General features: G+C 43.6%; 15 protein-coding genes. 12 read left to right on the top strand and 3 right to left on the bottom strand.

The window, feature by feature from the left end; translation table 11 throughout:
* The first annotated feature begins 196 nt into the window (after nucleotides 1-196).
* The 9 genes from hisB to tatC all read left to right on the top strand — a co-directional run bounded on the left by hisB (nucleotide 197) and on the right by tatC (nucleotide 5479).
* Nucleotides 197-790, top strand: a complete 594-nt coding sequence (hisB, locus tag KKZ03_RS06330; RefSeq protein ID WP_243220674.1) for an imidazoleglycerol-phosphate dehydratase HisB — start codon at nucleotides 197-199, stop codon at nucleotides 788-790.
* Between the two features lie 29 nt (nucleotides 791-819).
* Nucleotides 820-1461, top strand: a complete 642-nt coding sequence (gene hisH / locus KKZ03_RS06325; protein WP_243220673.1) for an imidazole glycerol phosphate synthase subunit HisH — start codon at nucleotides 820-822, stop codon at nucleotides 1459-1461.
* A 29-nt stretch (nucleotides 1462-1490) separates the two neighbouring features.
* Complete coding sequence (gene hisA / locus KKZ03_RS06320; protein ID WP_243220672.1) at nucleotides 1491-2231, top strand: 1-(5-phosphoribosyl)-5-[(5-phosphoribosylamino)methylideneamino]imidazole-4-carboxamide isomerase; 741 nt, start codon at nucleotides 1491-1493, stop codon at nucleotides 2229-2231.
* A complete protein-coding gene (hisF, locus tag KKZ03_RS06315; RefSeq protein WP_243220671.1) occupies nucleotides 2228-3001 on the top strand; it encodes an imidazole glycerol phosphate synthase subunit HisF in 774 nt (257 codons plus the stop codon). The genes hisA and hisF overlap by 4 nt, the downstream gene beginning before the upstream one ends.
* Nucleotides 2998-3393 carry a phosphoribosyl-AMP cyclohydrolase gene (gene hisI, locus KKZ03_RS06310; RefSeq protein WP_243220670.1) on the top strand — a complete coding sequence of 132 codons (396 nt, stop codon included), beginning with the start codon at nucleotides 2998-3000 and terminating at the stop codon, nucleotides 3391-3393. The genes hisF and hisI overlap by 4 nt, the downstream gene beginning before the upstream one ends.
* Nucleotides 3386-3715, top strand: a complete 330-nt coding sequence (locus KKZ03_RS06305) for a phosphoribosyl-ATP diphosphatase (protein WP_243220669.1) — start codon at nucleotides 3386-3388, stop codon at nucleotides 3713-3715. Before hisI ends, KKZ03_RS06305 begins: the two co-directional genes overlap by 8 nt.
* A gap of 421 nt (nucleotides 3716-4136) precedes the next feature.
* The gene (tatA, locus tag KKZ03_RS06300) at nucleotides 4137-4358 is read left to right on the top strand and encodes a twin-arginine translocase TatA/TatE family subunit (protein WP_243220668.1); all 222 of its coding nucleotides are present in this window, start codon (nucleotides 4137-4139) and stop codon (nucleotides 4356-4358) included.
* A 1-nt stretch (nucleotide 4359) separates the two neighbouring features.
* A complete protein-coding gene (gene tatB / locus KKZ03_RS06295) occupies nucleotides 4360-4686 on the top strand; it encodes a Sec-independent protein translocase protein TatB (RefSeq protein WP_243220667.1) in 327 nt (108 codons plus the stop codon).
* Nucleotides 4673-5479 carry a twin-arginine translocase subunit TatC gene (gene tatC, locus KKZ03_RS06290; protein WP_243220666.1) on the top strand — a complete coding sequence of 269 codons (807 nt, stop codon included), beginning with the start codon at nucleotides 4673-4675 and terminating at the stop codon, nucleotides 5477-5479. The genes tatB and tatC overlap by 14 nt, the downstream gene beginning before the upstream one ends.
* Before the next feature lie 166 nt (nucleotides 5480-5645).
* Here tatC and KKZ03_RS06285 read toward each other — a convergent pair whose 3' ends face one another.
* Both KKZ03_RS06285 and KKZ03_RS06280 read right to left on the bottom strand, forming a co-directional pair.
* Complete coding sequence (locus tag KKZ03_RS06285) at nucleotides 5646-6074, bottom strand: heme-binding protein (protein WP_243220665.1); 429 nt, start codon at nucleotides 6072-6074, stop codon at nucleotides 5646-5648.
* Between the two features lie 13 nt (nucleotides 6075-6087).
* Nucleotides 6088-6696, bottom strand: coding sequence for an arylesterase (locus KKZ03_RS06280; protein WP_243220664.1), 609 nt, complete (start codon nucleotides 6694-6696; stop codon nucleotides 6088-6090).
* A gap of 22 nt (nucleotides 6697-6718) precedes the next feature.
* Between KKZ03_RS06280 and KKZ03_RS06275 the strand changes: the two genes are divergently transcribed.
* From KKZ03_RS06275 to KKZ03_RS06265, 3 genes are all read left to right on the top strand, one after another.
* Nucleotides 6719-7387: an ABC transporter ATP-binding protein gene (locus KKZ03_RS06275; protein WP_305852379.1), complete on the top strand. Its 669-nt coding sequence runs from the start codon at nucleotides 6719-6721 to the stop codon at nucleotides 7385-7387.
* Nucleotides 7384-9867: an ABC transporter permease gene (locus KKZ03_RS06270; RefSeq protein ID WP_243220662.1), complete on the top strand. Its 2484-nt coding sequence runs from the start codon at nucleotides 7384-7386 to the stop codon at nucleotides 9865-9867. Before KKZ03_RS06275 ends, KKZ03_RS06270 begins: the two co-directional genes overlap by 4 nt.
* 70 nt (nucleotides 9868-9937) lie before the next feature.
* A complete protein-coding gene (locus tag KKZ03_RS06265; protein ID WP_243220661.1) occupies nucleotides 9938-10333 on the top strand; it encodes a glycine zipper family protein in 396 nt (131 codons plus the stop codon).
* A 158-nt stretch (nucleotides 10334-10491) separates the two neighbouring features.
* Here KKZ03_RS06265 and KKZ03_RS06260 read toward each other — a convergent pair whose 3' ends face one another.
* Nucleotides 10492-11205, bottom strand: a complete 714-nt coding sequence (locus tag KKZ03_RS06260) for a tRNA1(Val) (adenine(37)-N6)-methyltransferase (RefSeq protein WP_243220660.1) — start codon at nucleotides 11203-11205, stop codon at nucleotides 10492-10494.
* Nucleotides 11206-11210: the final 5 nt, after the last annotated feature.

The following is an 11210-nucleotide window of genomic DNA, read 5'->3' as shown; positions in this document are numbered from 1 at the left end:
GCAGAACGAACAAAAAAGCCAAGACATCAATGCTTTTCCAGGCAATTTTTCCTGAAATTCCTTTCAACTTATGGATACTTTTTTACCCCGTTAACAGGTAGAATGGATACCCAGTGCAACTCTTTTCTGCCAGCTGTTTTATCAACCATTGATAAGCAAAAAATGGCTATATACTCTCCCCTATAATTGAAAATCCATGACTCAAAGAATCGCTGAAGTCGAGCGCAATACGCTCGAAACTCAAATTAAAATTAGCATCAATCTGGATGGAACGGGTAAAGCCTCATTTGTAACTGGCGTACCATTCCTTGATCACATGCTTGATCAAGTCGCCCGGCATGGTTTGATTGATATGGACATTAATGCCAAAGGCGATTTGGAAATTGATGCCCATCACACGGTTGAAGATATCGGCATTACCTTAGGTCAGGCATTTGCTCTGGCAATTGGCGATAAAAAAGGTATTTATCGTTATGGACATGCATATGTTCCTTTGGATGAAGCCTTGTCCAGAGTGGTTATTGATTTTTCCGGTCGCCCCGGCCTGTTCTATGACGTTAAATACCCAAAAGCCATGATAGGCCGTTTTGACGTGGATTTGTTCAGAGAATTTTTTCAGGGTTTTGTCAATCATGCCGGCGTTACTTTGCACATTGACAACTTGAAAGGTGCCAATGCGCATCATGTTGCAGAAACCATATTTAAAGCTCTGGGCCGAGCCATACGCATGGCGATTACCGCCGATACGCGAATGGCAGGTATAATGCCATCCACCAAAGGCAGTCTTTAGCCTTAAATCCTGAAACTTGAATTTGTCTTATGTCTTCTGTCGCTGTTATTGATTATGGAATGGGTAATTTGCATTCAATTGCAAAAGCCCTTCAACACGCCGCACCGGATGTGGACGTACAAATTGTTGCCGATCCAGAGCTAATTTTACAAGCCGATCGCGTAGTTTTTCCTGGTGTCGGGGCAATACGCGATTGTATGCAAGCGCTTAATCAATCCGGCTTATCTGCAGTTATCCAAAGCGTCGCCAAAACGAAACCGTTTCTGGGCATTTGCTTGGGCATGCAGGCGTTATTGACCGATAACGAAGAAAACGGTAACACGAAATGCCTGGATATTCTTCCCGGGCATGTCGTGCGTTTTTCAGAGGGGTTACAGGATAGCCAAGCAAATAAGCTAAAAATCCCCCACATGGGCTGGAATCAGGTACATTTTCTGCCTCACCCGTTATGGGACAATATCCCGCAAAACAGTCGTTTTTATTTTGTGCATAGTTATTATGCAATACCTGATGACAGCGCAGAGATTGCGGCGACTACCGAATATCCCGATGCTTTTGCCTGTGCTTTGGCTAAAGATAATGTTTTTGCCGTACAATTTCACCCGGAAAAAAGTCAAGCGGTTGGTTTACAACTGCTTAACAACTTTTTGCATTGGAATGGCCAAGTTTAAAATTACCCGTCGTTAAGGATTCAGTATCTATGTTGTTAATTCCCGCTATTGATTTGAAAGAAGGCAAATGTGTCCGTTTACGTCAGGGACGTATGGACGATAATACGGTTTTTTCTGATGATCCCGTGGCTGTTGCCGGTCGATGGGTTGCCGCTGGCGCCAAAAGAATTCATTTGGTCGATTTGGATGGCGCCTTTGCGGGCAAACCCGTTAATGCCGATATCATCCATGCCATAGTCGCCGCTTACCCTCATGTTCCGGTTCAAATTGGTGGCGGTATTCGTGATGAAGAGACTATTCAGGCTTATCTAAATGCCGGCGTGGAATATGTCATTATTGGCACCAAGGCCGTTAATGAACCCCATTTTGTCAGGGATATGGCTATGGAATATCCGCGCCGCATCATCGTTGGACTGGATGCAAAAGATGGTAAAGTGGCGATTGACGGCTGGTCAAAACTGTCAAAACATGATGTCATTGATTTGGCACAACACTTTGAAGCAGATGGTGTAGAGGCTATTATTTATACCGACATTTCCAGAGACGGCATGATGCAAGGCGTCAACGTTGAAGCCACAGCACGCTTGGCCAGAGCCATTAAAATCCCGGTCATTGCTTCGGGTGGCATTACCAACATTGATGATATTAAAGCTTTGGGCGCAGTAGCTTACCAAGGCATTATGGGCGCAATTACCGGACGTGCGATTTATGAAGGCACCCTGGATTTTGCCGAAGCGGAAAAACTGGCCGAATCTTTTAGTGCCTCATGAGCCTGGCCAAACGTATTATTCCCTGCCTGGATGTCGCTGACGGCCGTGTGGTTAAAGGTGTCAAGTTTGTTGATATTCGTGATGCCGGCGATCCTGTAGAAATCGCCAGACGCTATGACCGCGAAGGTGCAGACGAAATTACTTTTTTGGATATTACTGCCACTCATGATAACCGAGACACGATTGTGCATGTCGTTGAGCAGGTTGCCAGTGAAGTATTTATTCCGTTGACAGTCGGCGGTGGTATCAGAACCTTGGACGACATTCGCCGTATGCTCAATGCAGGAGCGGATAAAGTCGGCATTAACAGCGCTGCCGTATTTAATCCTGAATTTGTTCGCGAAGCCGCAGATCGTTTCGGTTCGCAATGTATTGTTGTCGCCATAGATGCCAAGAAAGTCAGTCAACCAGGCGAAGTTGATCGTTGGGAAATTTTTACTCATGGCGGACGTAAATCTACCGGCATAGAAGCCATTGGCTGGGCGCAAAAAATGGTTACCTATGGTGCTGGTGAAATTCTGTTAACCAGTATGGACAGAGACGGTACCCGAGAGGGCTTTGATTTGCCTCTAACCCGATCGATTAGTGAAGCGGTCGCTGTACCTGTTATTGCCTCAGGCGGTGTCGGTAATCTGGATCATCTGGCTGATGGTGTAATTAAAGGTAAAGCCGATGCCGTTTTGGCAGCCAGTATTTTTCACTTTGCCGAATACACTATTCAACAAGCCAAAGAACATATGGCTGCACGCGGCATAGAGATGCGCTTATGAGTATTTCGTGGCTGGATGCCATACGCTGGACTGAAGACGGTCTTTGTCCGGTTATTGCGCAACAAGCTGACACCGGAAAAATACTCATGTTTGCCTGGATGAATCGTGAATCCTTAGCGTTAACCGCCTCGGAAGGTTATGCGGTTTACTGGTCAAGATCACGCAACAAATTATGGCGCAAGGGCGAAGAATCAGGTAACAGACAGAAAATTATGGAATTGTTTCTGGATTGTGATGAGGATGTTATCCTGCTTAAAATTGAACAGGAAGGCGGCATTGCTTGCCACACAGGACGCGAAAGCTGTTTTTATCGTCGCCTGATTGACGGCCAATGGCAAGCTGTTGAACCGGTGTTGAAAGATCCTAAAACCATGTATAAAAAAAATGAATGAAGCATTACAACAATTAGCCGGTATTCTGGAACAGCGTAAGCTGGAGTCAGCAGATAAGTCTTATGTAGCCAGTCTCTATGCAAAAGGCCTAAATACTATCCTGAAAAAAATAGGCGAAGAAGCGACAGAAACCGTTATCGCTGCTAAAGATGGCGATAAACAACAGATTATTTATGAAATGGCCGATTTGTGGTTTCATTGCATGGTATTACTTGCCGACCAAGGCTTGGGCCCGGATGATGTACTGCAAGAACTGCAACGCCGTTTTGGCTTGTCCGGTCTGGATGAGAAAGCACAACGTAATACGGTAAAGACTCAATAATTAGCGACTTACTCTTTGTCACGTATTTCGCTGAAACCCCAACATTGGACCTGATTGGCAAGAAACCTCAACCAGTATCGACATGGATATCAATGACCGTAACGGCGATTCCATGTGGTTGCCCTGAGTGCCAAGCACAGACGCGCCCATACAGCACTGACTGAAACATCTTGCCCATCAATTTTAAAGATGGTGTAATCTAATAATAGCGTTTTATTATACTTAACAAGTATTCTAAAATATCCGGTAGGGCAAACGCAGTGGCGTAATCAGTTTATTAAGATAACTTAATAGTCGTTGCTTAAAAATGTGCATTATAATTTTGGTAAACTCATCGTTATACAAAATACTCCCATATCCCGCCAAGAGCATGGGATGAAAGGCAACATTCGATAATATTTACAGATCACTGGAGTAAGAAATGGGCATCGGTATTAAAGAATTATTAGTTATATTGGTTATTGTTATTATACTTTTTGGTACAAAAAAACTGCGCAATATAGGCGCAGATCTGGGTGGAGCTATTAAAAGTTTTCGTGCCTCCGTTAAAGAAGGTGAAGAAGAAAAAAAACACGCTGAAACTGAAGATGAAAGTGAAACCATAGAAGGTGAAATCACTTCAAAGAAAAACGAAAAAGTCTGATATGTTTGATGTAGGATTTTCCGAGCTTATTATGATCGGTTTGGTCAGTTTATTGGTTATAGGTCCCGAACGATTACCCAAAGTGGCGCGAATTGTCGGTTTCTGGATAGGTAAATCACGCGCGATGGTGGCGTCTGTCAAGGCAGAAATAAAACAGGAACTACACGAAGAAGAAATCCGCCAGATATTTAAAGAACAGTTGGAGCTGGAGGAATTTCATGCCGCAATCAACGAGACTACTGATGCCGCAAAGTCTATTAAAGACTCACTTGCCGCCTTGCCGGAAGAATCTTTAGAAAAAGTTAAGCCACCCCATGAGCCAGAATAGTTTCGAAGAGGCTGCGCAGCCTTTTATCAGTCACCTGATTGAATTGCGTAATCGCCTGTTAAAAGTCGTCGTATTCGTATTAGTGGTGTTTTTGGGTTTATCGGCTTACGCTAACCAAATCTACAGTATCCTCGCCGGACCGTTAATGAAACACATGCCAAAAAATAGCACGATGATTGCTATTGATGTGGCATCGCCTTTTTTTACGCCGTTTAAGTTGGCACTGGTTGTCGCAGTTTTTATTTCAATCCCTGTTATTCTTTACCAATTTTGGGCATTTGTAGCACCCGGCCTGTATAAGCGGGAACGGCGGATGATTTTTCCGCTATTGATTGCCAGTACATTTCTGTTTTATCTGGGTATGGCCTTTGCTTACTTTGTCGTTTTTCCGTTGGTATTTGGCTTCTTAACAGCTGCCGCGCCTGAGGGTGTTGCAATAATGACGGATATTACCAAGTATCTGGATTTTGTTTTAACCTTGTTTTTTGCCTTTGGCATCTGTTTTGAAGTACCCATATTTACCATTGTCATGGTTTGGACAGGTTTGGTAACCCAAGCCAGTCTTGCTGAAAAACGTCCTTATGTCATTGTTGCAGCGTTTGTTATTGCTGCATTTTTAACGCCGCCTGATCCTATTTCGCAGACCTTGCTCGCCTTACCAATGTGGATATTATTTGAAGTAGGTTTGTTATGTTCACGTTTATTTGTGCCTAAAGAAAGCACTGATGTTAACTACCCTGAAGATAGCGAACCGAAATCCAAGTTAAACAAGATAGGAAAGCAAAAAGATTAAATCTCTAATGAATCCGTCCTCAGCAACAATCTTCACTATCTGCATCCGTTACTACACAGAGTATCAAATGACAGGGAAATTTATTTGATACTCTGTGAGTTTGTGGCATCTCAGCCCTCATTTTTTAATAACTGAGTAGTCACAATTGCCAATCTATAGATTAATCTCAAACCACAGCAAAAAAGCCCACCGCCTCTATCCCTTCGATGGCACAGCGCTCATCCTGATCAGACACATCGCCACTGATACCGACAGCACCAATAAGATTATTTTCAGAATCACGAATAAGAACGCCACCAGGAACCGGCATTATTTTTCCATCAGAAATATTGATTAAAGCATTTATAAAATCAGGTCGTTGTGCAGCTACGCCTGCCAAACTGCGAGATGATACACCCATGCTAACCGCACCCCAAGCTTTTGCCGTGGCAATTTGTTGCCTGATCATACTGGCACCATCTTCTCTTTGCAGGGCTTTTACATGACCTGCGGCATCCAGCACGACAACTGTCAAGGGTGCCAGATTTAATTCTCTCGCTATATGGACAGCGGTGTTTATAATAAGATTTGCATGTTTCAATGTTAATACTGACATCAGTAGCTCTCGTTTATTTAAGTAAAGGAAAAAGATAAGGCTCAATTTTTTTTGCAAGGACTGGCTGTGCTTTGGCATTTGGATGCAATCCATCAGCTTGCATCAAGTCTTTTTTCAACGCCACGTCTTCGAGAATAAAAGGGACAATAGGAATATCCAGCTCTTTAGCCAATTGCGGATAAACATTGTAAAACATATCAACATAACGCTTACCGTAATTAGGTGGAATTTTCATCCCCAGCAAAATCACTTTTGATCCGGATTTTTGGGCACGATGAACAATTTCGGCAAGATTACTTTTCATTTGTACGGGTGACAAACCACGCAAGCCATCATTCGCGCCCAGTTGCAGTAATACAAAACCGGGCTTATGTGTGGTTAAAATTTGGTCGATACGCGCCAGCCCACCTGCGCTGGTATCGCCACTGATACTGGCATTGCTGATACGGTAACGACTGTTAATTTCAAGCAGTTTTTTTTGTAGTAAAGCAACCCAACCTTCCTCAACTTCAATTCCATAACCAGCACTAATACTATCACCTAAAACTACTATTATAGGTGGCTTGGCCATAGCAGACAGGGATATTAATGAAACTATTACAGCAAATAAAAAACTAGGCATTATGCAAACTCAAATTAAGCAAATATCAAACAACATTATAGTAACCCAAGACCTGAGTAAATCGGTAATCACTTCCGAAGGAACATTGCATATATTGTCATCGATAGATTTGATAATCAAATCTGGTGAAAGCATTGCCATTGTTGGCGAATCCGGCTCAGGAAAATCTACCTTAATAAGCTTGTTGGCGGGATTGGATACCCCCAGTTCGGGATCAATCAGCCTTAACGGTAAACTATTAACCGCCATGAACGAAGATGGCAGGGCAGCCATACGCAATGAGCTGATTGGCTTTGTCTTTCAATCATTCCAATTAATGCATGGCCTCACCGCACTGGAAAACGTCATGCTACCCCTGGAATTAAGCGGTAATAAACAGGCTAAAACCGCGGCGACGGCTTTATTACATCGGGTGGGTTTGTCGCACCGTTTATCGCATACACCAAGACAACTTTCTGGCGGCGAACAGCAGCGCGTTGCGCTGGCCAGAGCCTTTGTTACCAAACCGGCGATTCTTTTTGCCGATGAACCTACCGGCAACCTGGACAGCAAAACCGGTGCGACAATTACCGATTTACTTTTCGAACTGAATAGTGAAAATCTGACCACCCTGATTCTGGTAACACACGATCATCTTTTAGCTGCTCGCTGTCAACGCAGCATTCAACTGGATGCCGGGTGTATGGTATGAGCCGCTTTAATCTGGCGCTACGGTTGTTATGGCGTGATAGCCGTTCGGGTGAATTAACCATATTAATACTGGCATTAATTATTGCCGTCACCAGTTCAACCGCTATTGCCCTGTTCTCTGATCGTTTGCAACGCACCATGACCAATCAAGCTGCCGAATTTTTGGCGGCCGATTTAGTCATCTCCAGCCCTGCCCCGATAGCCACTGAATGGTTAGCCAAAGCAACCCAACTGGATTTGGCACAAGCACAAACGGCAGAATTTTCCAGCGTATTAATTGAACATGATGAACTGTTACTGTCAGGTATCAAAGCCGTCAGCGCCAGTTATCCCCTGCGTGGTTTTTTAAAAACGACAACTGCAGATTATTCTACCGAAACCGTTAGTCATAAAGGCCCGGAGCAAGGCACAGCCTGGCTTGAAAAACGTATTTTTTCGGCACTTAAACTCAAATTAGGTGATCCGATAACCGTCGGTGAAAAACAACTGACCATCACCCATATCATTACCTACGAACCCGATAAAAAAGGTGATCTTTACAGCTTTTCACCGCGCGTCATGATTAATATGGCAGATTTACACGATACCAACATAGTCCAGCCGGGTAGTCGTGTACATTACTTTTTTCAATTCAGTGGTGAAGCGAAAGCCCTGGCTGAATTCAAACAATGGCTTAAACCGCAATTAAATCCTTCGCAACGCCTGCTGGATATTCATGACGATCGTCCTGAACTGGGCTCAGCGTTAAATCGTGCAGAACGTTATCTGGGATTATCCAGTACCCTGGTTATTTTAATTTCTGGTGTCGCCATTGCCATGGCGACCCGCCGTTATACCGAGCGACATTTTAATGCCATTGCCCTGTTACGCTGTCTAGGTTGTAAGCAAAATGAAATTCTCTGGCTTTATAGCAGCCAATTTATTGTTTTGGGATTATTAGCCAGTGGCATAGGTTGCTTGTTGGGCTGGTTTACACAAGAAGGTTTATTCTATTTATTAAGAGAATTACTCCCGCAACAAGTCGCCAGCCCCGGATTATTGGCCGTCTTATTTGGCTTTATCATCGGTATGGCCACGTTATTAGGCTTTGCCTTGCCACCGCTGTTGCGACTTAAACAAGTGTCTCCACTACGGGTATTACGCCGGGAATTGGAACCTGTACCCAGCAGCGCATGGCTGATATACGGTTTGTCCATTGGTATTATTGGTCTGTTAATATGGAAATATACCGATGACCTAAAAATGACGATAAGCATTTTAGGCGTTGGCCTACTGACTTTGTTGGTGTTGGGCTTGCTGACTGTTGCCTTGTTAAATATCGCCAGTAAATGGCTGCCAGCCATGAGCTTGACCTGGCGTTTTGGACTGCAAGGCTTGTTAAGAAATAGTCGCGCCAGCGTCAGCCAGATTTTGGCTTTTAGTATTACTTTGGTTGCCATGGTACTCAGTTTTACGGTACGTACCGATTTAATCGATAACTGGCAAAAGCAATTACCAGATAACGCACCTAATCATTTTGCGCTGAATATTTTTCCCGACCAAAAAGCGGCTTTTCAACAAGAACTGCAACAGCAAAATATTAATGGTAGCCAATTTTATCCTGTGGTTAAAGGTCGTCTGGTAGAAATCAACAACACGCCTGTCCAGCAAATTGTCAGCAAAGATTCGCAAGGCGAAAATGCCACGCATAGAGAATTAAGCCTCACCTGGACCCAGGATCTACCCGAAGAAAATAAACTGGTGGCCGGAAACTGGTGGAGTAATCAACAACCGGGGCAAGTATCTATTGAACAAAAATTGGCTGGCAGCCTGAAAATAAAACTCGGCGATCTTTTAAAATTTACTGTTGGCAGCCAACAAATTAATGCGACGGTGACCAGTATTCGTGAACTGAGATGGGATACAATGAAACCTAATTTTTATATGGTTTTCTCACCAGGAACTCTGGATGCCTATCCCAGCACTTTTATCACCAGCTTTTATTTACCTGAATCACAAAAAAATTCCTTAAATACACTGGTAAAAAAATATCCCGGCACCACCATTCTGGAAGTTGATTTAATTTTAAAGCAATTTAAAACCATCTTGACTCAATTAACACAAGCCATAAACTACTTGCTTTACTTTGCCTTAATGGCTGGATTTACCGTGTTGTTTGCCGCTGTTTATGCTACCTTGGACGAGCGAATTTATGAGGGCGCTTTAATGCGAACGCTGGGCGCGAACCGTTCCTTATTAAGAACAACGCATATTATTGAATTTGGCACACTTGGACTAATTTCCGGCGTGTTGGCTGTGGTTATTTCAGAAGCCATTATTTATGTTTTATATACGCAAGTGATGGCTATAGAATATCATCCCGATTTATATTTATGGGCAATAATACCTGTTACAGGGGCTCTATCCGTTGGCATCGCAGGATGCTGGGGCGTAAGGCATGTGCTTAATAAATCTCCACTACGAATCTTAAGAGAACTATGAGCGAGAAAATATTCATACTTCGTTCATAGTTAGCTGATAAACTTCGAAAAAATTTTATGAGGTAATCGATATGAAAAAATTAACAATCAGTAGCGTTTTTATCGGCAGCATATTGCTCTCGGGTTGCTATAGCTATGGCGGATACCAACCCACCGTCGATTCATATAATGATCCTAATGCTTATCGTATTAACCAGGATATGGCTGAATGTAAGCAGCTGGCAGATCAGGCATCGGGTGGAACTACCAAAGAAACCGCTATAGGCGCTGGAACAGGTGCTTTACTTGGTGCGGCTGGCGGTGCCATTATTGGTGCATTTACCGGAAGTCCGGGCATGGGTGCAGCGATAGGCGCTGCCGGTGGCGGCTTTGGTGGTGGTGCCTATAAAGGTCTAAGCACTGAAGAAAAATACAAAAGTTCTTATAACAATTGTATGGGTAATCGCGGACACAAAGTCGTCAGATAATTTAATGAATAGTCGCAACACAGGGATGTGTTGCAAAAACTATCCAACTTAAAAAACAACTGCCCTACCCCAAAAACTATGCCGTTAATGCAACTCACAAAAAATAACTACTCATCTTATCCTCCACACACTTCGATCTTAAGCTTCGTTATTCCCTGCTAATCCTTGGCAAATCTTAACAGAAAGGGCGACAAATAAGCCTCGCTTGCTTTCGAATAAACCCGGTGAGATTCGTAAATTGTCATTAACGATCCAACCAATACACTAACTGTACGGCTAAAAGTCAGCGCGGAAACCTTGGCATTATTATGAACATAGCCACGAAAATCAGTTTGATGGCTTAAATAAAAACCCGCCACTAAGGCCGCTTCAACAAATTTTTCTACGGCATGCATCGGCAGTAACAGGTAAAACAAACCCTGACTGGCGAGTAATTGATCGGCACTGTTAATTAACTCGGTAAACGGCAACTTATCATTGTGTCTGGCGACCTTTCTCAGCGCATCGGTGGTCTTGCTATGATTTTCAAAAAATGGCGGATTGCAAATAATCAGGTCGTATTCACGTCCGGCAGAACGGGCAAAACATTGAATATCCTGATGCACGGCTTCGAGCTGATCAGCCCAGGGACTGTTATCGAAATTTAACTTGGCTTCTTCATAACCTGGTTGTGTTAATTCTACCGCCGTTACCTGTGCAGCTCCCAATTGAGCTACCATCAAGGACAATACTCCTGTGCCCGCACCAATATCCAAAACCCTGTCACCACGACTGACCGGAGCCATAGCGCCAAATAAAACGGCATCCGTGCAAACCTTCATCGCTGATTGTCGCTGTATAATAGAAAACTGCTGAAAGCGGAAGATTGACATAGTGC

It is taken from the genome of Methylobacter sp. S3L5C (genome assembly GCF_022788635.1).
In the GTDB taxonomy this organism is placed as follows: Bacteria; Pseudomonadota; Gammaproteobacteria; order Methylococcales; family Methylomonadaceae; genus Methylobacter_C.
This window is presented reverse-complemented; position numbering and strand designations above follow the sequence as displayed.